This is a genomic window from Kitasatospora sp. NPDC048545 (genome assembly GCF_040651155.1).
Classification (GTDB): domain Bacteria; phylum Actinomycetota; class Actinomycetes; order Streptomycetales; family Streptomycetaceae; genus Kitasatospora.
In genome coordinates this window covers 14788-41161 of sequence record NZ_JBEZIQ010000023.1, presented here as the reverse complement: position 1 = coordinate 41161, position 26374 = coordinate 14788, and the positions used below count along the sequence as shown (strand labels likewise).

At 74.0% G+C, this 26374-nt stretch carries 4 protein-coding genes; all 4 read left to right on the top strand.

The annotated features are described in order from the left end of the window. The first annotated feature begins 79 nt into the window (after positions 1–79). Genes AB0D10_RS22075 through AB0D10_RS22060 form a run of 4 tightly spaced genes read left to right on the top strand, consistent with a single transcriptional unit; the run spans position 80 to position 26367 of the window. Positions 80–24094 (top strand): non-ribosomal peptide synthase/polyketide synthase, encoded by a 24015-nt coding sequence (locus AB0D10_RS22075; RefSeq protein ID WP_360258933.1) that lies wholly within the window; start codon positions 80–82, stop codon positions 24092–24094. Between the two features lie 3 nt (positions 24095–24097). Then, positions 24098–24313 carry an MbtH family protein gene (locus AB0D10_RS22070; protein ID WP_360258930.1) on the top strand — a complete coding sequence of 72 codons (216 nt, stop codon included), beginning with the start codon at positions 24098–24100 and terminating at the stop codon, positions 24311–24313. A gap of 11 nt (positions 24314–24324) precedes the next feature. Then, a complete protein-coding gene (locus AB0D10_RS22065) occupies positions 24325–25590 on the top strand; it encodes a cytochrome P450 (protein ID WP_360258927.1) in 1266 nt (421 codons plus the stop codon). Positions 25591–25623: 33 nt separating this feature from the next. After that, complete coding sequence (locus AB0D10_RS22060; RefSeq protein ID WP_360258924.1) at positions 25624–26367, top strand: SRPBCC domain-containing protein; 744 nt, start codon at positions 25624–25626, stop codon at positions 26365–26367. Positions 26368–26374 lie beyond the last annotated feature (7 nt).

Below are 26374 nucleotides of genomic sequence, written 5' to 3'. Positions count from 1 at the left end.
CGCCACCGCGGTCGGCGTGGTCCGGTGCGGTCCGGTGCGCCCTGCCACCACGCCTGCCCACACCCTCGGAGGTACCCCCATGTCCCGTCGTGACGGTGACGCCCTTCCCCTGACAGCGGCCCAGCGCGAGATCTGGCTCGCCGAGCAGAGCTCCCGCACGGCGATCCCGGGCTACCGCGTCGGCGAGTGCCTGGAGATCCACGGGCCGGTGGACCGGGAGCTGTTCGAGACCGCGCTGCGCCGGGTGGTCGACGAGGTCGACGCCCTGCACGTGACCTTCGCCGACGACGGCGAGGGCCCGCGCCAGATCCTCCGGGAGAGCTGGGACTGGGCGCCGGCGCACCTGGACCTCGGCGGGGAGTCCGACCCCCGGGCGGCGGCCGTGGCGTGGATGGAGCGGGACCTGATGCGCCCGCTGGACCTCACCCGCGACCCGCTGTTCGGGCACGCGTTGATCCGGCTGTCGCCCACCGAGTTCCTCTGGTACCTGAACTACCACCACGTGGTGCTGGACGCGATCAGCAGCTCCATGGTCCGTCAGCGGGTCGGGGAGGTGTACTCGGCGCTCGCCGAGGACGGTGCCGTGCCGCCGTGCCCGTTCGGCTCGCTACGGGACCTGGTCGACACCGACGCCGCCTACCGCTCGTCCGCCGACTTCACCGCCGACCGCTCCTACTGGACCGAGCGCTTCGCCGACCTGCCCGCCCCGACCCGGCTCACCGACGCCTCCGCCACCGATCCGCACCGCGCCCTGCGGCTGGCCGAGGAGCGGGAACTGCGGAGTCCGGAGGCGCTGCGGGCGGCGGCGGGGAGGACCGGTGTCCGGTGGTCCCGCCTGGTCATCGCGGCGGCGGCACTCTACGCGCACCGGCTGACCGGCACACAGGACGTGGTGCTCGCCATGCCCGTCACCGCCCGCCGGGGCACCGACCGCGACCTGATGTCGGTGCCGGGCACGATGTCCAACGTGGTGCCGCTCCGGCTGACCGTGCGACCGGACATGCAGTGGCGCGAGCTCGTCTCCCAGGTGGCGCGGGAGGTCGCGTCGGCCGTCACGCACGAGCGCTACCGCAGTGAGGACCTGCTGCGGGACCTCGGCGCGCCCGGCAGCATCGGGACGGCGTTCCCGCTGATCGTCAACATCATGGCCTTCAACTCCAGGCCGAGCTTCGCCGGGCACCCTGCCTCCGTGCACCACTTCGTGTCCGGTTCGACCACCGACCTCGCCGTCTGGGTGTTCGACTACCGGGACGGCAACCCCCCGCTCCTCCGGCTGCACGGCGCGCCGGACGCGTACGGCGACGACGATCTCGCCGCGCACCGGCAGCGGCTGCTCACCCTGCTCGACACCGTCGCGGACTGCGACCCGGACGAGGCGGTGGGCCGGATCGACCTGCTCACGGCCGAGGAGCACCGCGAGGTGGCGGCGCTCGGTGCCGGGCCGGTGGCGTGCGCACCGGCGGCTCCGGCCGCGAGCCTGCCGGAGCTGTTCCGGGCGCAGGTGCGGGCGACGCCGGACCTGGTGGCGCTGGTCTGCGGGGACCTCTCGCTGACCTACACGGAGCTGGACGCGCGGGCGAACCGGCTGGCGCACGCCCTGATCGCCCGGGGTGCGGGACCGGAGCGGCTGGTGGCGGTGGCCCTGCCGAGGTCGGCCGAGCTGGTGGTGGCGGTCCTCGCGGTGCTGAAGACCGGGGCGGCCTACGTCCCGGTCGACCCCGAGTACCCGGCCGCCCGGATCGCGTACCTGCTCGACGACGCCCGCCCGGCCCTGGTGGTGACCGACTCCCGGAGCGGGGAGCGGCTGCCCGAGGCCGGTCCTGTCGACCGGCTGGTGCTCGACGCCCCGGAGACGGCCGCCCTGGTGGCGGGCTGCCCGGCGGCCGACCCGATGGTGGCCGTCGAGCCGAGCCACCCGGCGTACGTCATCCACACCTCGGGCTCCACCGGTCGGCCCAAGGGCGTGGTGCCGACCCACGGTGGCCTGCTCAACCTGTTCACCGACCTCCGGGAGGTGCACTTTCGGGCGGTGCTCGGGGAACGACAGCGGCTGCGGGTGGCCCTCACCACGTCGGTGTCGTTCGACGCCTCCTGGAACCAGCTGCTCGCCCTGTTCGCGGGCCACGAACTGCACGTCCTGGACCACGCGACCTGGACCGACCCCGAGGCCTTCGTGAGCTACGCGGCGCGCTGCGGGCTGGACTACATCGAAGCGACTCCGTCCTACCTCCAGGTCCTCGTCGCCCACGGGCTGTTGGGCCACCGCGGCTGGCGGCCGGCGCTGGTCGCAGCGGGCGGCGAGGCCGTCCCGGAGCGGCTGTGGGAACAGCTGCGGGCCGCCGAGGGGGTGTCCTGCCTCAACCTCTACGGGCCGTCCGAGTGCACCGTCAACCCGGTGATCGCGACAGTGGGTTCGAGCCCGCGCCCGGTCATCGGCCGGCCCGGCACCAACGCCCGGCTGTACGTGCTCGACGGCGCGCTGCGACCGCTGCCGGCCGGCACACCGGGTGAGCTGTACATCGCCGGCGCGTGCCTCGCCCGTGGTTACCTGAACCGGCCGGGGGCGACGGCCGGGCGGTTCGTGGCCAGCCCCTTCGGCGCGGACGGCGACCGCATGTACCGCACCGGTGACCTGGCGCGGTGGAACCCGGACGGAAACCTGGAGTTCCTCGGGCGCACCGACGACCAGGTCAAGATCCGCGGCTTCCGGGTGGAGCTCGGCGAGATCGAGGCCGTCCTCACCGCGCACCCGCAGGTCGCCGGGGCCGCCGTCGTGGTGCGCACCGAGGAGGAGCCCCGGCTGGTCGCCTACGCGGTCTCCGGGCCCGGCGCCACGGTGACCGACACCGCCCTGCGCGAACACCTGCGGGAACGGCTGCCCGGGCACATGGTGCCGTCGGCCTTCGTGGTGCTGGACGCCCTGCCCCTGACCCCGAACGGCAAACTCGACCGGCGGGCGCTCCCGGCGCCCGACCGGCAGCACGCCGACCCGGGCCGCGCTCCGCGCACCGCGACCGAGCACCTGCTCGCCGGACTGTTCGCCGAGGTCCTCGGCGTGCCGGAGGTCGGCGCCGACGACAGCTTCTTCGACCTCGGCGGGCACTCCCTGCTGGCCACCCGGCTGGTCGCCCGGGCCCGGTCGGTGCTCGGCGTGGAGCTGAGGCTGCGCGACCTGTTCGACGCGCCGACGGTGGCGGAACTGGCCGCGGCGGTGGACGTCGCGGGCCGGGCGCGCCCGGCGCTGGGACGGCGCGAGCGGCCCGAGGCCGTCCCGCTGTCCTTCGCGCAGCGCCGGCTCTGGTTCCTGCACCGCATGGAGGGCCCGAGTGCCACGTACAACATCCCGCTGACGCTCCGGCTTTCCGGGACCCTCGACCGACGGGCCCTGGAAGCCGCCCTGGCGGACGTGGTCGGGCGGCACGAGAGCCTGCGCACCGTCTTCCCGGTGGTCGACGGCGTGCCGTGCCAGCGGGTGTTGGACCCGGACGAGGCACGGCCGCGGCTGCGGGTGACCGACGTCGGTGCGTGCGACCTGCCGGACCTGCTGGCGGAGGCGGCCCGGTACGGCTTCGAGCTCTCCGAGGAGTCGCCGCTGCGTGCCGAGCTGTTCCGGACCGGCACCGAGGAACACGTGCTGCTGCTGGTGGTGCACCACATCGCCGGTGACGGCTGGTCGGCCGGGCCGCTCCTGCGGGACCTGAGGACCGCCTACGCGGCCCGCTGCGAGGGGGCGAAGCCGGAGTGGGAGCCGCTGCCCGTCCAGTACGCCGACTACGCCCTGTGGCAGCAGGAGCTGCTGGGCGACGGCGCGGACCCGGACAGCCTGCTGAACGGCCAACTCGCGTACTGGCGGGAGCAGCTGGCGGACCTGTCCGAGCAGGTCGAGCTGCCCTTCGACCGGCCCCGGCCGGCCGCGATGTCCTACCGGGGAGCCCACCTGCCGGTGCACGTCGACGCCGAGCTGTACCAGGGCCTGCGCGAACTCGCCCGGGACGGCGGAGCCAGCCTCTTCATGGTGCTGCAGGCCGGACTGGCCGCCCTGCTGGGCAAGCTCGGCGCGGGCAGCGACGTCCCGATCGGCACCCCGATCGCCGGACGCACCGACGAGGCCCTGGACGAGCTGGTCGGCTTCTTCGTCAACACCCTGGTGCTGCGCACCGACCTGTCCGGCGACCCGTCGTTCACCGAACTGCTGGGCCGGGTGCGCTCCGACGCGCTGGCCGCGTACGCGCACCAGGACGTGCCGTTCGAGCACCTGGTGGAGGCGCTGAACCCGACCCGGACGCTGGCGCACCACCCGCTGTTCCAGACCATGCTCGCCCTGCAGAACGCGCCGCTCGGCGCCTTCGACCTGCCCGGGCTGCGGGTGACGACCGACCTGGTGCACACCGGGACGGCCAAGTGCGACCTGACCTTCATCCTGGCCGAACGGCCCGAGGGGCTCTCGGGCGTCCTGGAGTACAGCACCGACCTGTTCGACGAGTCCACCGCGGCGGGGATCGTCGAGCGGTGGCTGCGGCTGCTGCGCGCCGTCGTCGCCGACCCCGGCCGGCGGATCGGCCGGGTGGACGTGCTGTCCGCGGACGAGCTCCGCGCGCTGCTGCCGGCCGCCGCCGACCGGAGCGGGGAGCTGCCCGAGAGCAGCCTGACCGCGTTGTTCGAGCGGCAGGTGCGGGCCGACCCGGTCGCGGTCGCCCTCACGGACGGCGAAGTCACCCTGACGTACGGAGAGTTGAACGCCCGCGCCAACCGGCTCGCGCACGCCCTGATCGCCCGCGGGGTCGGCCCGGAGCAGTCGGTGGCGCTGGCCCTGCCGCGCTCGGCGGAGCTGGTCGTGGCCGTCCTCGCGGTGCTCAAGGCCGGCGGGGCCTACGTGCCGATCGACCCGGCGTACCCGCCGGCCCGGATCTCCTACCTGCTCCAGGACACCCGGCCCGCGCTGCTCGTGACGACGAGCCGGACCGGCGAGCTGCCGGGGGCGGACCACCTGGACCGGCTGCTGCTGGACACCGCCGGCCTGGACGGGCTGCCGGACACGGACCCGGAGGCCGCCGTCGATCCCGGCCACGCCGCCTACGTCATCCACACCTCCGGCTCCACCGGCAACCCCAAGGGCGTGGTGGTCCCGCACCGCAACGTGGTACGCCTGTTCCGGACGACGGAGGAGCTGTTCGGCTTCACCGCCGAGGACGTGTGGACGCTCTTCCACTCCTACGCCTTCGACTTCTCCGTGTGGGAGCTGTGGGGCGCGCTGCTGCACGGCGGCCGCCTGGTGGTCGTGGACCACGAGACCAGCCGCTCGCCCGGGCGGTTCCTGGAACTCCTCGCCCGCGAGCGGGTGACGGTGCTCAACCAGACGCCGTCCGCCTTCTACCAGCTGATGCAGGCGGACGCCGAGCACCCGCGTGAACTCGCCCTGCGCACGGTGGTGTTCGGCGGCGAGGCGCTGGAGCACGCCCGGCTCGCGAGCTGGTACGAACGGCACCCGGAGGACGCGCCGCGCCTGGTCAACATGTACGGCATCACCGAGACCACGGTGCACGTCACGTACGCGGCGCTCGACCGTTCCGGCGCCGCCGCCGGGCAGATCGGCGCCGCCCTGCCGGACCTGCGGACCTACGTGCTCGACGACGGCCTGCGACCGGTGCCCCCGGGCGTGCCCGGCGAGCTGTACGTCGCGGGCCCCGGGCCGGCGCGCGGCTACCTGAACCGTCCGGGCCTGACCGCCGGGCGGTTCGTGGCGGACCCGTTCGGACCGCCGGGATCGCGGATGTACCGCAGCGGGGACGTGGTGCGCCGGGCCGCCGACGGCAGCCTGCGCTACGTCGGCCGGGCCGACCAGCAGGTGAAGGTGCGCGGCTTCCGGATCGAGCTCGGCGAGATCGAGGCGGCGCTGGCCGCGCACCCCGGCGTCGCCCAGGTCGCCGTCCTGGCCCGGCAGGACCGCGCCGACGACACCCGGCTGGTCGCCTACCTGGTCCCGGTCGCCGGCGCCGGACCGCGCCCGGCCGACCTGCGCGAGCACCTGGTCGAGCGGCTGCCGGAGCACATGGTGCCGTCGGCGTTCGTCGTGCTGGACGCGCTGCCGCTGACGGCCAACGGCAAGCTGGACCACCGGGCCCTGCCCGCCCCCGACCACGCCCCGGCTGCTGCTGCCGGCCGTTCGCCGCGCACTCCGCAGGAGCAGGTGCTCTGCGAGCTGTTCGCCGAGGTCCTCGGCGTCGCGTCGGCCGGCGTCGAGGACGGCTTCTTCGACCTGGGCGGGCACTCCCTGCTCGCCACCCGCCTGGCCGCCCGGATCCGCGCGACACTCGGCGTGGAGATGCCCCTGCGCGCCCTGTTCGAGGCGCCGACCCCGGCCGGCCTGGCCGCCGCCCTGGTGGCGGCCGGACCGGCGCAGGCCGCCCTGGTGCGGCGCGAGCGCCCCGAGGTGATCCCGCTGTCGTTCGCGCAGCGGCGGCTGTGGTTCCTGCACCAGCTGGAGGGCTCCGGTGCGAACTACCACATTTCCCTCTCCTGGCGGCTGTCCGGGGACCTGGACCGGCGGGCCCTGGAGGCCGCGGTGGCGGACGTGGTCGGGCGGCACGAGAGCCTGCGCACCGTCTTCCCGGCTGTCGACGGTGTCCCGTACCAGCAGGTTCTGGACGTCGTGGCGGCCCGCCCGCGGCTGCTCGTGAGCCGGGCCACCGAGGCCGAGCTGCCCGCCCTGACGGCGGCGGCGAAGGACCGGCCGTTCGACCTGGCGGCCGACGTGCCGCTGCGGGTCGCGCTGTTCGAGCTGGCGCCCGATGAGCACGTGGTCCAGCTGGTGCTCCACCACATCGCGGGTGACGGCTGGTCGCTGGGCCCGCTCGCGCAGGACCTGACCGCCGCCTACGCGGCGCGCTGCCGCGGCGAGGAGCCGCGGTGGGAGGAGCTGCCGGTCCAGTACGCCGACTACACCCTCTGGCAGCACGAGCTGCTCGGCGACTCCACCGACCGGGACAGCCCGTTCGCCCGCCAGGCGGCCTACTGGACGGAGCAGTTGGCCGGTCTTCCGGAGCGGATCCAGCTGCCCGCCGACCGGCCCCGCCCGGCGGCCGCCTCGCACCGGGGCGGTTTCGTGCGTGCCGGAATGGACGCCGAACTGCACCGCGGCCTGCGCGAGCTCGCCCGCGAGCACGGCACCAGTCTGTTCATGGTCCTCCAGGCGGGGCTGGCGGCGTTGCTCAGCAAGCTCGGCGCGGGCGACGACATCCCGGTCGGCAGCCCGGTCGCCGGCCGGACCGACCAGGCACTGGACGAGCTGGTCGGCTACTTCGTCAACACCCTGGTGTTCCGTACCGACACCTCGGGCGACCCGACCTTCGCCGAGCTGCTGGAGCGGGTCCGGGACACCTCGCTGGCCGGCTACGCCCACCAGGACCTGCCGTTCGAGAACCTGGTCGAAGCCCTCAACCCGGTGCGCTCGCTGGCGCACCACCCGCTGTTCCAGGTCATGCTGGTGCTGCAGAACGCGCCCCGGGCCGACTTCGCGCCGCCCGGGTTGCGTGTCGACGACATGCCGCTGACGACGACCACCGCCAAGCTCGACCTGATCTTCACCATGTCCGAGCGGCAGGGGCAGGACGGTTCCCCGGAGGGGATCGACGGGCTCGTCGAGTACGCCGACGACCTCTACGACCCGGCCACCGTCGAGACGATGATCGGCCGCTGGGAGCGGCTGCTCCGGGCCGCGGTCGCCGACCCGCGGAGGCGGCTCAGCCGGTACGGCCTGCTCTCCGCGGAGGAGCGCGAGGACCTGACGGCCCTGGGCACCGGACCGGAGGTGGAGCTTCCGGCCGCGAGCGTGTCCGAGCTGTTCCGGGCGCAGGTGCGGGCGACGCCGGACCTGGTGGCGCTGGTCTGCGGGGACGTCTCGCTGACCTACGCGGAGCTGGACGCACGGGCGAACCGGCTGGCGCACGCCCTGATCGCCCGGGGCGCGGGGCCGGAACGGCTGGTCGCGGTGGCCCTGCCGAGGTCCGCCGAGCTGGTGGCGGCGATCCTCGCGGTGCTCAAGGCCGGGGCGGCCTACGTCCCGGTCGATCCGGAGTACCCCGCCGCCCGGATCGGCTACATGCTCGACGACGCCGGCCCGGTCCTGGCGGTGACCGATGCCCGGACCCGGGGCCGACTGCCGGAGGCCGGTCCGGCCGGGTGGCTGGTGGTCGACGACCCGGCGACGGCCGCCCCGGTGGCCGACGGCCCGGCGACGGACCCCCTGGTGGCCATCTCCCCGGGGCACCCGGCCTACGTGATCTACACCTCCGGCTCCACCGGCCGGCCCAAGGGCGTGGTGTCGACCCACGCCGGCCTGGTCAACCTGTTCGTCAGCCAGCGTCCGCTGCTGTTCCCCCGGCGGACGAAGGAGCGGCTGCGCATCGGGCTGACCACCTCGGTGTCGTTCGACGCCTCCTGCGACCAGCTGTCCGGCCTGTACGCGGGCCACGAACTGCACGTCCTGGACGAGGTGACCTGGTCCGACCCGGACGCCTTCGTCGACTACGTCGCGCGCGCCGGACTGGACTACGTCAACGCCACCCCCTCCTACCTGCACGTGCTCGTCGCACGGGGGCTCCTGGACGACCCGGAGCGCCGTCCCGCGGTGGTCTCGATGGGCGGGGAGGCCGTTCCGGACCAGCTGTGGGAGCGGCTGCGGGCCGTCGAGGGCGTGTCCTGCCTGAACTACTACGGGCCGTCCGAATGCACGGTGGACGCCGTGGTGGCACCGCTGGAATCGAGTCCGCGCCCGGTGATCGGCCGGCCGCTCGGGGGCATCCGGCTGCACGTCCTCGACAGCACGCTGCAGCCCGTGCCCGCGGGCGTGGCGGGCGAGCTGTACCTCGCCGGAGCGGGCCTGGCCCGCGGCTACCTGAACCGGCCGGGTCTCACCGCGGCACGGTTCGTGGCGGACCCGTTCGGTCCGAGCGGCACGCAGATGTACCGCACCGGAGACCTGGTGCGCTGGGACGCGACCGGCAACCTGGAGTTCCTCGGCCGGACCGACGACCAGGTCAAGGTGCGCGGCTTCCGGATCGAACTCGGCGAGATCGAGGCGGCGTTGGCGGCACACCCGCAGGTCGCCCAGGTCGCGGTGGCCGTCCGGGAGGACCGCGCAGGGGACGCACGGCTGGTCGCCTACCCGGTCGCCGTCGCCGGGGCGCACCTCCGGCCGGACGAGCTGCGGGCACACCTGCGCGAGCGACTGCCGGACCACATGGTCCCAGCGGCCTTCGTGCCCCTGGACGGTCTGCCGCTGACGGCCACCGGCAAGCTGGACCGGCGCGCGCTGCCCGCACCCGTCCACACCGCACCGCGGACCGGCCGGGCCCCGCGCACCCCGCAGGAACAGGTCCTCGCGGAGCTGTTCGCCGAGGTGCTGGGCGTGGCCGAGGTCGGGGCCGACGACGACTTCTTCTCCCTCGGCGGGCACTCCCTGCTCGCCACCCGGCTGGTGGCCCGGGCGCGTGCCACGCTGGGTGTGGAACTGGAACTGCGCAGCCTGTTCGAGACGCCGACGGTGGCCGGGCTGGCCGCAGGACTCGGCCGAGCCGGCCAGGCGCGGCTCGCACTGCGCCACGTCGAGCGGCCCGACCGGGTCCCGCTGTCGTTCGCGCAGCGCCGACTGTGGTTCCTGCACCAGCTGGAGGGCGCCGGCTCCGTCTACAACATGCCGCTGGCGTGGCGGCTCTGCGGCCCGCTGGACCGCGCTGCCCTGGAGGAGGCGCTGGCTGACGTCGTCAACCGGCACGAGAGCCTGCGCACGGTCTACCCGCAGGTCGACGGGGTGCCGTACCAGGACGTGCTGGACGCATGGACGGTCCGGCCGCGGCTGCCGGTCACCAGGACCGGTGGGACGGATCTGCCGGAGCTGCTGGTGGCGGCCGCGGCGCGCGGATTCGACCTCGCCACCGAACCACCCCTGCGTGCCGAGCTGTTCGAGACGGCACCGGACGAGCACGTGCTGCTGGTGGTGGTCCACCACATCGCCGGTGACGGCTGGTCGCTGGGCCCGTTGTCGACCGACCTGGCCACCGCGTACGCGGCGCGCCGCAGGGGCGAGGAACCGCGGTGGGCGCCACTGCCTGTCCAGTACGCCGACTACACCCTGTGGCAGCACCGACTGCTCGGCGACGCGGCCGACCAGGAGAGTCTGTTCGCCCGCCAGGTGGCCCACTGGACACGGACGCTGGCGGACCTGCCCGAGCAGATCCGGATTCCCGCCGACCGCCACCGTTCCTCCGCACCCTCCTATTCCGGTGGCCACCTCGCGGTCGAGCTGGACGCCGAGCTGCACGCCGGACTGGTCCGCCTGGGCCGGGAGCACGGGGCCAGCGCCTACATGGTCCTCCAGGCCGCGCTGGCGGCGCTGCTGGACAAGCTCGGCGCGGGAACGGACATCCCGGTCGGCAGCCTGATCGCCGGCCGGACGGACCAGGCGCTGGACGACCTGGTCGGCTTCTTCGTCAACACCCTGGTGCTGCGGACCGACACCTCGGGCGATCCGACCTTCGCCGAGTTGCTGGGCCGGGTCCGGGAGGGCGCGCTGGCCGCGTACGCGCACCAGGACCTGCCGTTCGAGCACGTCGTCGAGGCCCTCAACCCGTCCCGGTCGCTCGCCCGCCAGCCGCTGTTCCAGGTGCTGCTCGCGCTGCAGAACGTGCCCCGCACCGACTTCGCCCTGCCCGGTCTGAACGCCGAGATCGAATTGGTGCGGACGCCCACCGCGATGTTCGATCTCGGCTTCCACCTGCTGGAACGCGGCGGCACCGGCGGGCCGGCCGAGGGCATCGTCGGGCGGGTCGAGTACAGCACCGACCTGTTCGACCACACCACGGTGGAGACGCTGGTCGACCGGTGGCTGCGGCTGCTCGCCGCGGTGGCCGCCGAGCCGGACCGGCCGCTGAGCCGGATCGACGTCCTCACCGCCGAGGAGCGGCACGAGCTGCTGGTCGCCCGCAACGACACCGCCCGCCCGGTCGCCACGGCTGATCTGCCCGCGCTGTTCGAGGCGCGGGTCCGGGCGACCCCGGAGGCCCCGGCCGTGGTGTTCGAGGACACCGCGCTGACCTACCGCGAGCTGAACCGCCGGGCCAACCGCCTGGCCCACGCGCTGATCGCGCGCGGGGTCGGACCGGAGCGGACCGTCGCCCTGCGGCTGCCGCGCTCGGCCGAGCTGGTGGTCGCCGTCCTCGCCGTGCTCAAGACGGGCGCGGCGTACCTGCCGGTCGACCCGGACTACCCGGCCGCCCGCATCACGTACATGCTGGAGGACGCGCGCCCGGCCGTGGTGCTCGACGACCTCGCGGCCGTCACACCGTCCGACGTGCAGCCGGAGCACGATCCGGCTGTCCCCGTGGACGCACGGCGCCCGGCCTACGTCATCTACACCTCCGGCTCGACCGGCCGGCCCAAGGCCGTGGTGATGCCCGCCGCCGGGCTGCTGAACCTGCTGGAGTGGCACCACCGGGCCGTCGGCGGGGAACCCGGCACACGCACCGCGCAGTTCACCGCGATCAGCTTCGACGTCTCGGTGCAGGAGGTGCTCTCCGCGCTGCTGTACGGCAAGACCCTGGTGGTGCCGACCGAGGAGCAGCGGCGCAGCGCCGAGCTGTTCGCGCACTGGCTGGACCGGCACCGGGTCGAGGAGCTGTTCGCGCCCAACCTGGTGGTCGAGGCGCTGGCCGAGGCCGCCGAGGAGGCCGGGCTGGAGCTGCCGAGCCTGCGGCTGGTCGCGCAGGCCGGCGAGGCGATGCGCCTGAGCGGTGCGGTGCGCCGCTTCCAGGCCCGTCGGCCGGGCCGGGTGCTGCACAACCACTACGGGCCCGCCGAGACCCATGTGATCACCGCCTACCCGCTGCCGGCCGACCCCGCCGACTGCCCGCTGCCGGTGCCGATCGGCCGTCCGATCGCCAACTGCCGGGTGTACGTGCTGGATTCGGCGCTGCGACCGGTGGCCCCCGGTGTGCTGGGTGAGCTGTACCTGGCCGGGACGGGGCTGGCCCGTGGCTACCTGAACCGGCCAGGGCTCACCGCCGGGCGCTTCGTCGCCGACCCGTACGGTCCGGCGGGCGCTCTGATGTACCGCACCGGCGACCTGGTGCGCTGGCGTGCCGATGGGGAGCTGGAGTTCGCGGGCCGGGTCGACCACCAGGTGAAGGTGCGCGGATTCCGGGTCGAGCCGGGCGAGATCGAGGCCGAGCTGACCGCGCACCCGGGCGTCGCCCAGGTCGCGGTCCTGGCCCGGGAGGACCGGATCGTCGCGTACGTCGTCCCCGTGGCGGGAAGCGGGGTGACCGCGGCGGAGCTGGCGGCGTACCTGCGCGACCGGGTGCCGGACTATCTGGTGCCGTCGGCGTTCGTGCTGCTGGACGTGCTGCCGCTGACGCCGAACGGGAAGCTGGACCGGGCGGCGCTGCCGGTGCCCGAGGCCACGGCCAGGGAGGTCGGCCGGGCGCCGCGCACCCCGCAGGAGCAGATCCTGTGCGAGCTGTTCGCCGAGGTGCTGGGCCGTCCACGGGTCGGGGTCGACGAGGACTTCTTCGCCCTCGGCGGGCACTCGCTGCTCGCCACCCGGCTGGTCTCGCGGATCCGTGCGACCCTCGGGGTCGAGCTGGAGCTGCGAAGCCTGTTCCGGACCCCGACGCCCGCCGGGCTGGCGACCGGGCTGCCCGGCGCCGGCACCGCGCGGCAGGCCCTGGTGCCCAGGCCCCGCCGCGAGCCCATGCCGTTGTCGTTCTCCCAGCGCCGGCTCTGGTTCCTCCAGCAGTTCGGGGCGCCGAGCGCCACCTACCACATGCCGTTGGCGCTGAGGCTGTCCGGCGACCTCGACCGGGCGGCGCTGAGCGCCGCGCTCACCGACGTGCTGACCCGGCACGAGACCCTGCGGACGGTCTTCCCGCACATCGCGGGCGTCCCGCACCAGCGGGTGCTGGACCCCGCCGAGGTGCCGGTCCCGCTGGCCGTGCGCGCGGCCGGCGAGGCGGAGGTGCCCGCCCTGCTGCGCGAGGCGGCGGTGCGCGGCTTCGACCTGACCTCGGAAGTGCCGCTGCGGGCGGAGCTGTTCGCCGTCGCGCCGGACGAGCACGTGCTGCTGGTGGTGATGCACCACATCGCCGGTGACGGCTGGTCCATGGGCCCGCTGGCCCGCGACCTGGCCACCGCCTACGCCACCCGGCGGGGTGGCGGGGCACCCGCCTGGCCGCCGCTGCCGGTGACGTACGGCGACTACACGCTGTGGCAGCACGAGATCCTGGGCGACGAACACGACGGGGACAGCGTGTTCGCCCGCCAGGTCGCCTACTGGACGCAGGCGCTGGCCGGGCTGCCCGAGCAGCTGCAGCTGCCCGCCGACCGGCCGCGCCCGGCCGCCATGTCGTACGGCGGTGACCTGCTGGAGCTCCGGATCGAAGCCGAACTGCACGCGGCTCTGGTGGAGTTGGCGCGCCGCTCGGGTGCGACCCTGTTCATGGTGCTGCAGGCGGCATTGGCGGCGCTGTACACCCGGCTGGGTGCGGGGACGGACATTCCGATCGGGAGCCCGATCGCGGGGCGGACCGACGAGGCACTGGAGGACCTGGTCGGGTTCTTCATCAACACCCTGGTGCTGCGCACCGACACCAGCGGTGATCCGAGCTTCGCCGAGTTGCTGGGGCGGGTGCGGGAGACGGCGCTGTCGGCGTACGCGCACCAGGACGTGCCGTTCGAGCACCTGGTGGAGGCGGTGAACCCGTCCCGCTCGCTGTCCCACCACCCGCTGTACCAGACCGGGCTGGTCGTGCAGAACGCGCCGACCGGTGACTTCGAGCTGCCGGGTCTCCGGGTCTCCGGGATGAGCGTGCTCACCGGGACCGCCCGGCTCGACCTGACCTTCGGGTTCGCGGAGGAGCACGGGCCTGGTGGCGTGCCGGCCGGGCTCAGCGGTGCGGTCGAGTACAGCACCGATCTGTTCGACCGCTCGACGGTCGAGGACCTGGTCGCCCGGTGGACCAGGCTGCTGGCCGCGGTCGCCGCTGCGCCCGACCAGCCGATCGGCGGGATCGACCTGCTGTCGGCCGAGGAACGCCGCGAGCTGCTGCCCGCCGTCGAGGGTGGGGCGGTCGGGGTGAGCCTTCCGGAGCTGTTCGCCGCCCAGGTGGCGGTGGCGCCCGATGCGGTGGCGCTGGTGTGCGGTGATGTCGCATTGACGTATCGCGAGTTGGACGTTCGGGCGAACCGGTTCGCGCATGCGTTGATCGCGCGGGGTGTGGGTCCTGAGCAGGTGGTGGCGGTGGCGTTGCCGCGTTCGGTGGAGTCGGTGGTGGCGGTCCTGGGGGTGCTGAAGGCCGGGGCGGCGTACCTGCCGGTGGATCCGGCGTACCCGCAGGCGCGGATCGACTTCATGCTGGCGGACGCCCGGCCCGTGCTGGTGGTCGACGACCCCGCCGTGGTGGTCGAGGGCGAGTGGCCGGGCACGGATCCGGTGGTCGCGTTCGACGTCCGGCACCCGGCGTACGTGATCTACACTTCGGGCTCGACCGGTCGCCCCAAGGGCGTCGTGGTCAGCCACTCCGGCGTGTCGGGCCTGGTGGCGGCGCAGGTCGAGCGGCTCGGCGTGGTGCCCGGCAGCCGGGTGCTCCAGTTCGCCTCGCCCAGCTTCGACGCGTCCTTCTGGGACCTGTGCAGCGCCCTGCTCAGCGGTGCCGCCCTCGTCCTGGCCCCGGCGGACGCCCCGCTGGAGGCCCTGACGGACCAGCGGCTCGGCGTCACCCATGTGACGCTGCCGCCGTCGGCCCTGGCAGCGGTGGACGGTACCGACGTCACGGCCACCACCCTGGTGGTGGCGGGGGAGGCGTGTCCGCCGGAGCTGGTGGACTGCTGGGCAACGGGCCGGCGGATGATCAACGCGTACGGTCCGACCGAGACCACGGTGTGCGCGACGATGAGCGACCCGCTGTCCCCGGGAACGGGCGGCCTGCCGCCGATCGGCCGTGCGGTCGCAGGCTTCCGGGTGTACGTGCTCGACGAGCGGCTGCGCGTGGTGCCGCCGGGGGTGACCGGGGAGCTGTACGTCGCCGGCCCGGGTCTGGCCCGCGGCTACCTGAACCGGCCGGACCTGACGGCCGGACGCTTCGTCGCCTGCCCGTTCGGCTCTCCGGGCGCCCTGATGTACCGCACCGGTGACCTGGTGCGCCGGCGCAGTGACGGCGAGCTGGAGTACGTCGGCCGCGCCGACCAGCAGGTGAAGGTCCGCGGCTTCCGGATCGAACCCGGCGAGATCGAGGCGGTCCTGGCCGGTCACTCCGCCGTCGCGCAGTCGGCGGTCCTGGCCCGGGGCGACCGGCTCGTCGGCTACGTGACGGCTCGTCCGGACGCAACCGTCCGTCCGGCGGAGCTGGCGGCGTACCTGCGCGACCGGGTGCCGGACTACCTGGTGCCGTCGGCGTTCGTGCTGCTGGACGCGCTGCCGCTGACGCCGAACGGGAAGCTGGACCGGGCGGCGCTGCCCACGCCCGAGGCCACGACCAGGGAGACCGGCCGGGCGCCGCGCACCCCGCAGGAGCAGATCCTGTGCGAGCTGTTCGCCGAGGTGCTGGGCCGTCCACGGGTCGGGGTCGACGAGGACTTCTTCGCCCTTGGCGGGCACTCGCTGCTCGCCACCCGGCTGGCCGCTCGGGTGCGCTCGGTGCTCGGCGTGGAGCTGGGGCTGCGCGCGCTGTTCCAGGCGCCCACGGTGGCGGGTCTGGCCGGGGCACTGGCGGAGGCCGGTCGTACTCGCCCGACACTGGCCGCACGGGAGCGGCCGGAGGCCGTGCCGCTGTCCTTCGCCCAGCGCCGGCTCTGGTTCCTGCACCGCATGGACGGCGCGGCCGCGACCTACCACATCCCGCTGGCCCTCCAGCTGACCGGAACGCTCGACCGGGCGGCGCTGGACGAGGCACTGGCCGACGTGGTGGCCCGGCACGAGAGCCTGCGGACGGTGTTCCCGGAGGCGGACGGCGTTCCGTGTCAGCGGGTCCTGGACCCGGTCGCGGCCCGGCCCCGGGCCCGGCTGACCGAGGTCTCGCAGCCCGAACTGCACGATCGGCTCGCCGAGTTCGCCCGGCGGCCCTTCGACCTGGCGGCGGAGCCGCCGCTGCGGGCGGAGTTGTTCGCACTCGCGCCGGACGAGCACGTGCTGCTGCTGGTCATGCACCACATCGCCGGTGACGGCTGGTCCACCGGGCCGCTGGCCCGCGACCTCGCCGAGGCGTACGCCGCCCGGAGTGAGGGCCGCGCGCCGAGTCGGTCGGACCTGCCGGTGCAGTACGCCGACTACACGCTCTGGCAGCGCGACCTGCTCGGCGACGCCACCGACCCGCAGAGCCGGTTCACCGAGCAGCTCGACTACTGGAAGCGCCAGCTGTCCGACCTGCCGGAGCTGCTCCGGCTGCCGGCCGACCGGCCGAGGCCGGCCGTCGCCGGCCGGCACGGCGACCACGTCGGCCTGGAGCTGAGCCCCGAGCTGCACACCGCTCTGACCGAGCTGGCGCGGAACACCGGCACCAGCCTGTTCATGGTGCTGCAGGCCGCGCTGGCCGCGCTGTACACGCGGCTGGGTGCGGGCACGGACATCCCGATCGGCAGCCCGATCGCCGGGCGGACCGACGAGGCGCTGGACGAGCTGGTCGGGTTCTTCGTGAACACGCTGGTGCTGCGCACCGACACGAGCGGTGATCCGAGCTTCGCCGAGTTGCTGGGGCGGGTGCGGGAGACGGCGCTGTCGGCGTACGCGCACCAGGACGTGCCGTTCGAGCACCTGGTGGAGGTGCTCAACCCGTCTCGGTCGCTGTCGCACCACCCGCTGTTCCAGACCATCCTGGCCGTTCAGAACGCCCCGATGGGCCGGTTCTCGCTGCCCGGCCTGGAGGTCGCCACCTACGCGGTGGCCACCGGAACCGCCAAGTTCGACCTCGGGGTGAGCCTGGTCGAGCAGTTCGGTCCGGACGGGGAGCCGGCCGGGATCCTCGGCGCGGCGGAGTACGCCACCGACCTGTTCGACCGCTCGACGGTCGAGGCCTTGGTCCGACGCTGGACGCTCCTGCTGGAGGCGGTCACCGCCGACCCGGACCGGGCGATCGGGAGGATCGACCTCCTCGACGGCGACGAGTGGCACCGGCTGCTGGAACGGGGCAACGCGACCGCCCGCGAGGTGGGCGCCGTTCCGGTGCCGCAGGCCTTCGCCGCCCAGGTGGCGGTGGCGCCGGACGCGGTGGCGCTGGTGTGCGGCGATGTCGCATTGACGTACCGCGAGTTGAACGTTCGGGCGAACCGGTTCGCGCATGCGTTGATCGCGCGGGGTGTGGGTCCTGAGCAGGTGGTGGCGGTGGCGTTGCCGCGTTCGGTGGAGTCGGTGGTGGCGGTCCTGGGGGTGCTGAAGGCCGGGGCGGCGTACCTGCCGGTGGATCCGGCGTACCCGCAGGCGCGGATCGACTTCATGCTGGCGGACGCCCGTCCGACGGTGATGGTCGACGACCCCGCCGTGGTGAGCGAGGGCGACTGGCCGGGCACGGATCCGGTCGTCGCGCTCGACGTCCGGCACCCGGCGTACGTGATCTACACCTCGGGTTCGACCGGTCGCCCCAAGGGCGTCGTGGTCGCCCACGGCGGGGTCGCCAGCCTGGTCGCCGCCCAGATCGAGCGGTTCGCGATCGAACCCGGCAGTCGGGTGCTCCAGTTCGCCTCACCGAGCTTCGACGCCTCGGTGTCGGAGATCTACACCGCCCTGCTGCGCGGCGCGGCCCTGGTGCTGCCCCCGGCGGCGGACCCGGTCGCCGCACTGACCGACCCGGGCCTCGCGGTCACCCACGTGACCGTGCCCCCGTCCGTCCTCGCCGCCGTGCCGGAGGGCGCCGTGACCGTGTCCACGCTGGTCGTGGCGGGGGAGGCGTGTCCGCCGGAGCTGGTGGACCGCTGGGCCACGGGCCGGCGGATGATCAACGCGTACGGTCCGACCGAGACCACGGTGTGCGCGACGATGAGCGACCCGCTGTCCCCGGGAACGGGCGGCGCACCGCCGATCGGCCGGCCGATCGCCAACACCCGGGTGTACGTGCTGGACGACCGGCTGCGGCCGGTGCCGCCCGGCGTGCCCGGCGAGCTGTACGTCGCGGGCGCGGGCCTGGCCCGCGGCTACCTGAACCGGCCCGGTCTGACGGCCGGACGCTTCGTCGCCTGCCCGTACGGCTCTCCGGGCGCCCTGATGTACCGCACCGGTGACCTGGTGCGCCGGCGCAGTGACGGCGAGCTGGAGTACGTCGGCCGAGACGACGACCAGGTGAAGGTCCGCGGCTTCCGGATCGAACCCGGCGAGATCGAGTCCGCGTTGGCCGAGCACCCCGCCGTCGCCCGGGCCGCGGTCCTCGCCCAGGACGACCGGCTCGTCGGCTACGTCGTCCCGCGCCGGGACGAATCCCGGGACAGCGGCCTCGAAGCGGACCACGTGGGGGAGTGGCAGGACATCTACGACGCCCTGCCCATCGCGCCCGAGGACGCCGGCTTCGGTCAGAACTTCGTCGGCTGGAACAGCAGTTACGACGCGAGCCCGATCCCCGTCGAGCAGATGCGGGAGTGGCGGGACGCGACCGTCTCCCGCATCCTGGCCCTGCGCCCCCGCCGGGTGCTGGAGATCGGCGTCGGCACCGGTCTGCTGCTCTCGCAGGTCGCACCGCACTGCGAGACGTACTGGGCGACCGACTTCTCCGCCACCGCGATCGAGGCGCTGACCGCCCAGGTGGCCGGGCAGGAGGACCTGGCCGGGCGCGTGGTGCTGCAGACCCGCCCGGCACACGACACCGACGGGCTGCCGGCCGGGCAGTTCGACACCGTCGTGATCAACTCGGTGGTGCAGTACTTCCCGTCCGCCGAGTACCTCGCCGACGTGATCGGGAAGCTGATGGGGCTACTCGCCCCCGGTGGTGTGCTGTTCGTCGGCGACGTCCGCAACCTCCGGCTGCTGCGCCCGCTGGCCACCGCCGTCCAACTCCACCGGATCGGCGAAGGCGCCGACCTCGGCGCGGTGCGCCGGGCCGTCGAGCAGGCCGTCCGGGTGGAGAAGGAACTCCTGGTCGACCCGGACTTCTTCACCGCCCTGCGGGAGCACGGCACGGACATGGGCACGGACATCGGCGCGGTGGCCGTCGAGGTCCGGAGCGGCCGTCACCACAACGAACTGAGCCGCTACCGGTACGACGTGACGCTGCACCGGTCGCCGGTCACCCCGGCGGTCCCGCAGCGGTCCGTGGAGTTGGCGTGGGGACGGCAGGTCGCCGGGCCGGCCGAGCTGCGCGAACTGCTCGCCCAGCCGCCCGCCGACCTGCTGCGGATCACCGGGGTGCCGAACCGCCGCGTGGCGCGGGAGGCCGCCCTGGCCCGGGCGGTGCAGAACGGTGACGGCTCGCTCGCCGAGCTGCTGGAACGGTTGCACGCCCCGGAGGACGCCGACTCCCTCCCCGACCCGGAGGACTTCCGCTCCCTCGGGGCGGAGTTCGGCCGCCCGGCGGTCGTCACCTGGTCGGCGACCGCGGCGGACGCCGTGGACGTCGTCTTCACCGACCCGCAGGCGGTCCACGGCTCCCCGGTCGAGGCGTACCGGTCGGCCCGGGCCACGGGCGGGACGCTGTCCGCGCTGTCGGCGCTGACCAACCGCCCGACCGGCGGCCGGGGCACCGGCGCCCTCCTGGGCGAACTCCGTGACTGGCTGCGGGGCCGGCTGCCCGACTACCTGGTCCCGTCGGCGTTCGTGGCGCTGGAGGCGCTGCCCCTGACGGCCAACGGCAAGCTCGACCGCCGTGCGCTGCCCGCACCCGACCTCGGCCCGGTCGCGGCCGGGCGGGCGCCGCGCACCCCGCAGGAGCAACTCCTCGCCGAGCTGTTCGCCGAGGTGCTGGGCCTGGCGCAGGTCGGCGTCGACGACAGCTTCTTCGACCTCGGGGGACACTCCCTGCTGGCGACCCGGCTGGCGTCCCGGGTCCGGGCCACCCTCGGCGCCGAGCTGGAGGTCCGGACCCTGTTCGAGACCCCGACCGTGGCCGGGCTGGCCGCCCGCATGGACGGCTCCGGAACGGCGCGGCCCGCGCTCACCGCCCGGCCACGGCCCATGGGGGCACCTCCCGGCCGTCAAGGCCGGGGGAGGGTGCCGCTGTCCTTCGCCCAGCGCCGCCTGTGGTTCCTGCACCGGATGGACGGGCCGAGCGCCACCTACAACATGCCGCTCGCGCTGAGCCTGACCGGCGAACTCGACCGCCCGGCCCTGCACGCCGCGCTCGCGGACGTGATCGCCCGGCACGAGAGCCTGCGGACGGTCTTCCACGAGATCGCCGGCGTGCCGTACCAGGTCGTGCTGAGCACCGCCCGGGCGCACCCGGCGCTGCCGCTGGTCGAGCTGGACGAGAGCGGGCTGCCCGAGCGGCTGGCGGAGACGGCCCGACGCGGATTCGACCTGGCCGCGGAACCGCCGGTCCGGGCGGAGCTGTACGCCCTCGCCCCCGACCGGCACGTGCTGCTGGTCGTGGTGCACCACATCGCAGCCGACGGCTGGTCGATGGGCCCGCTCTCCGGTGACCTCGCCGCGGCCTACGCGGCCCGCTGCCGGGGCGAGGCCCCGAAGTGGTCCCCGTTGCCGGTGCAGTACGCCGACTACACCGCCTGGCAGCGGGACCTGCTGGGGGACGCCGCCGACCCGGACAGCCTGTTCGCCCGGCAACTGGCCTACTGGAAGGAGGAGCTGGCCGGCATCCCGCAGCAGCTCCAGCTGCCCGCCGACCGGCCGCGCCCGCCGGTGGCCTCCCAGCGGGGCGACCGGGTCGTGGTCCGACTGGACGCCGAACTGCACCAGGCCCTGCGGGACCTGGCCGCCGCGCGCGGCGCCAGCATGTTCATGGTGCTCCAGGCCGGCCTCGCCGCCCTGCTCACCCGGCTCGGAGCCGGCACGGACCTCACGATCGGCAGCCCGATCGCCGGCCGAACCGACCAGGCGCTGGACGAACTCGTCGGGTTCTTCGTCAACACCCTGGTGCTGCGCACCGACACCGGCGGGGACCCCGGCTTCGCCGAACTCCTCGGCCGGGTCCGGCAGAAGGCGCTCACCGCGTACGACCACCAGGACGTGCCGTTCGAGTACCTGGTCGAGGTGGTCAACCCCGCGCGGTCGCTGGCCCACCACCCGCTGTTCCAGATCATGCTGGCCCTGCAGAACGCACCGGTCGGCGAGTTCGCACTGCCGGGGCTGGAGACCGTCCACCTGGAGGCGCCGACCGGGACCGCGCGGGTCGACCTGACGTTCAGCCTGGCCGAGCAGTTCCGCCCGGACGGTGGCCCGGACGGTCTGGTCGGCGCGGTGGAGTACGCCACCGACCTGTTCGACGCGCCCACCGTGGAGCTGCTGTTCGAGCGCTTGGCCCGGCTGCTGCGCACGGCGGTCGCCGACCCCGACCGGCCGATCAGCCGGATCGACATCATGCCCGTCGAGGAACGCCGCCGACTGCTCGCCGGGTCCAGCGGTGCCGCGGCCGAGCTGCCCGGGGCCGCGGTGCCGGAGCTGTTCGCCCGCCAGGTGCGGGCCACCCCGGAGGCCGTCGCGGTCGTGGCGGGCGGCACCGAGCTGACCTACGCGGAACTCGACCTACGGACCGACCGCCTGGCGCGGGCGCTGATCCGCCAGGGCGTACGGCCGGAGACGCCGGTCGCGGTCATGCTGGACCGCTCGGCGGAGCTGGTCGTGGCGATCCTGGCGATCGTCAAGGCGGGCGGCGTCTACGTGCCGCTGGACTCGCGCTTCCCCGCCTCCCGGATCGACCTGATCCTGCGGGAGAGCGGGGCCGCCCTGGTGCTCACCCGGGAGGTGCTCACCGCGCTGGTGCGGTCCGAGGCCGCCGATCCGTCCGAGGTCGACGTCCCCTGTGCACCCGGGCAGGTGGCGTACATCATGTACACCTCGGGCTCGACCGGCCGGCCGAAGGGCGTGGCCGTCACCCACCGTGACGTGGTGGGCCTCGCGCTCACTCCCGAATTCCGCGGCGGCGGACACGAGCGGGTGCTGATGCACTCCCCGACGGCCTTCGACCTCTCCACCTACGAGCTGTGGGTGCCGCTGCTCAACGGCGGCCGGGTCGTGGTCGCACCGCCGGAGCAACTCGACCTCGACCTGCTCCAGCACACGGTCGCCTCGCACGGGGTGACCGGACTGTGGCTCACGGCCGGACTGTTCCGCCTGGTCGCCGAGGAGCGCCCGGGGCTGCTCGCCGGGGTGCGCGAGGTGTGGACCGGCGGCGACGTGGTCTCCCCGGCCGCCGTCGCCCGGGTGCTGGCGGCCTGCCCCGGCATCGAGGTGGTCAACGGCTACGGGCCCACCGAGGCCACCACCCTGGCCACCTGGCACCCGGTGGGCGACCTGCCCGAACACGCCGCGACCGTGCCGATCGGCCGGCCGATGGCGAACATGCGCGCCTACGTGCTCGACGACAGGCTGCGCCCGGTGCCGACCGGCATGGTGGGCGAGCTGTACCTCGCGGGGACGGGCGTGGCCCGCGGCTACCACGGCCGGGCCGGCCTGACGGCGGAGCGCTTCACCGCCGACCCCTACGGGCCGTCCGGCAGCCGGATGTACCGCACCGGCGACCTCGCTTCGTGGCGGGCCGACCGCACGCTGGACTTCGCCGGCCGCGCCGACCACCAGGTCAAGCTGCGCGGCCTGCGGATCGAGCCCGGCGAGATCGAGGCCGTCCTGGCGGGCTGCCCGGGCGTCGCCCAGGCGGCCGTGGTCGCCCGCGAGGACCGGCCGGGCGACAAGCGGCTGGTCGCCTACCTGGTGCCCACCCGGGAGGGGGCGCCGGACGCGGGCGAGCTGTCCGGCCGGCTGCGCCGCGACCTGCCGGACTACATGGTGCCGGCGGCGTTCGTCACCGTGGACGCACTGCCGCTGACCGCCAACGGAAAGCTCGACCGTGCCGCTCTGCCCGCCCCCGAGTACGGGGCCTCGGATGCCGGGAGGGGCCCCCGGACGCCGCAGGAGCAGCTGCTGTGCGGCCTCTTCGCCGAGGTCCTCGGCCGGGAGCAGGTCGGCATCGACGACAACTTCTTCGACCTCGGCGGGCACTCGCTGCTGGCCGCCCGCCTGGCCTCCCGGGTCCGCGAGACCCTGGGCCTGGAGCTGGGCCTGCGCATGCTGTTCGAGGCACCGACGGTGGCCGGTCTCACCGAGCGTCTGCTCATGGACGATCCCGAGGACGCGCTGGACGTGGTGCTGCCGCTGCGTTCGACCGGGACCGGCACACCGCTGTTCTGCATCCACCCCGGCGGCGGCATCAGCTGGTCGTACAGCGGGCTGCTGAACCACGTCGGTCCTGAGCACCCGGTCTACGCGATCCAGGCGCGCGGCCTCGGTCGGCCCGAAGTCCTGCCGACGTCCTACGAGGAGATGGCGGCCGACTACGCCGACCAGATCCAGAAGATCCAGCCGGAGGGCCCGTACCTGCTGCTCGGCTGGTCCGCGGGCGGGCTGATCGCCCACGCGCTGGCCTGCGAACTGCAGTCGCGCGGCGAACGGACCGCGCTGCTGGCGATCCTCGACGCCTACCCGGTGAAGGACGTGCAGTTCGAGGTGGCTCCGGTGCCCACCGTGCGGGACGTCCTCGTCGGTGTGCTCGACGTCGATCCGGACGAGCTGGGCGACCGGGAGATCACCTATGCCGAGGTCGCCGAGGTGCTGAACCGGCGGGGCAGCGCGCTGGCCGGCCTGAACGAGCGACAGGTCGAGGTGATCGTCGAGATCATGATCAACAACGCGAAGCTGGCGGTCGACTTCGTCCCTGGCGGCTTCGACGGAGACCTGCTGCTGTTCAACTCCACGATCGACCGGGGCGAGGACAACGCCGGGCCCGAGACCTGGCGCGCCTACGTCACCGGCCGGATCGAATCGCACGAGATCACCACCCGGCACGACCGGATGACCCAAGCCGGCTCACTGGCCCAGATCGGACCGATCCTGGCCGCCCGGCTCACCGAGGCCATCGGTGACACCGATGGCACCACCACCCCTTCCCACCAGGAGGACTGACCCATGACCAACCCCTTCGACGACCAGGACGGCACCTTCCTCGTGCTCGTCAACGACGAGAACCAGCACTCGCTCTGGCCGCAGTTCGCGGACGTTCCGGCCGGCTGGACAATCGTCCACGGCCCCGACACCAACGCCGCCTGCCTGGAGTACGTCGAGCAGTCCTGGACCGACATGCGGCCCAAGAGTCTCGCCGACGCCATGGACACCCAGCGGTAGCGCGGCCCGTAGTGAATCTGACCGACACCACGGACGAGGCCCGCCCCACGGCGGGCCTCGCCCCGCCCCACGACCTCGCCCCGCCCCACGACCTCGCCGCGGACCTGCTCACCCCCGAGGCCCGGCGGGACCCGTACCCGTGCTACGCCCGCATGCGGCGCGAGAGCCCCGTCCACCGCAGCGCCCAGGGCATCTGGTACCTCACCCGGCACGCCGACGTCGAGGCGGCGCTGGGCGACCTCCGGCTGTCCAACGACCGGGACCGGATGACCCGCGCCTACGTCGGGCTCGGCGGTGACCTCAAGGCCATCAGCCGGCTCACCGACCGGCTCGGCCGGGTGATGACCAACACCGACCCGCCGGACCACGCCCGGCTGCGCAAGCTGGCCAACCGGGCCTTCACCGCCCGGCGGGTCGAAGCCCTGCGCGACGGTGTCCAGCGCATCGTCGACCACCTCATCGACGAGGCGGTCGCGGCCGGCCCGACCATGGACCTGATCGAGGCAGTCGCCGCCCCGCTGCCGATGTCCGTCGTCTGCGAGCTCTTCGGCATTCCGGACGAGGACCGGCCACGGGTCAAGGGCTGGTTCCGCCGCTTCGGCCGGCTCGGCGAGGACATCGACAAGTCCGAGGCGGCGATCGAGCAGTACGAGGACTACCTGTCCGGTCTCATCCGGCAGCGCAGGCGCGAACCGGGCGACGACCTGATCAGCGCCCTGGTCGCCACCCAGACGCAGGACGACCGGCTCACCGACTCCGAACTGCTGTCCACCTGCTTCGTCCTGATCACCGCCGGCGACGAGACCACCACCCACCTGATCGGCAACGGCGTGCTCGCCCTGCTGCGCCACCCGGACCAACTGGCCCGGCTGCGCGCAGACCCGGAGTTGATCCGAGGCGCCGTCGAGGAGCTCGCCCGCTACGACACGGTGACCCAGGCGATCGTCCGGGTCGTCGCGGAGGACCTGGACATCGGCGGACGGACCCTGCGCGAGGGCGAGCTGGCGTACCTGTTCCTCGGCGCGACCAACCGCGATCCCGAGCGCTTCGAGGACCCCGACCGGCTCGACCTGACCCGCCCCGGAAACCGGCACCTGAGCTTCGGCCATGGCCCGCACTTCTGCCTCGGCGGCCCGCTGGCCAAGCTCCAGGCCGAAGTGGCGATCGGCACGCTGGTCCGCCGGCTGCCCGAGCTTCGGCTGGCCGACGGCGCGGCGCTGGACTGGCGGCCCAACCCGCTGCAACGGCGGCTGTGCGCCCTCCCGGTCACCCACTGACACCTGATGAATGACGACGAAGGAGAACCGACCGTGGCCCGAGAGTTCGAGGTCCGCAAGGAACAGGACCTGCCCGCGTCACCCGAACAGGTCTGGGCCGCGGTCGCGACCGGCGCCGGCAACCTGGGCTGGCTGTACCCCATGGAGGTCGAGCCTCGCGTCGGCGGAAAGATCACCCGGGCCGAAAGCACCGTCGTGGCGTGGGAGCCGCCGCACCACTTCGCCGCCCGGGCGACTCTCGGCGACGAATTCTCCAACACGCTCAGCTACCGGATCGAGCCGGTGGACGGCGGAACGACCCACCTGCGCATGGGAATCCACTGGGTGCACGAAGGCGTCTGGGACGAGGTCTGGGACAGGAAGGCGGACGCGGCCGAGAAGCACGTCCACTTCTACCAGCACAGCCTCGCCGAGTACCTGCGGCACTTCGCCGGCCGACCCGCCGTCTACGTCAAGGCCGGGCGCCCCGAACCCGCCTCCGACCCCGACGACTTCGCCGCCCTGTGCCGACGCCTGGGCCTCGCGGACGACGCGGCCGTCGGAGACCGGCTGTCGCTCCGCCTCCCGGGTACGGACGGCCGGCCGGAGGACGTGGTCGTGGACTGGCTCAGCCCCGAATTCGTCGGCCTGCGCGGCCCGGACGGGCTCTACCGGTTCTTCAACGGCAGCACCTGGAACGTGCCGATCTGGCTCGGCCACCACCTGTTCGCCGAGGACGCCGACGAGCAGCAGGCCACCGCGGCGTGGACCGCCTGGCTCAACGACACCCAAGCCTAGGACCCCG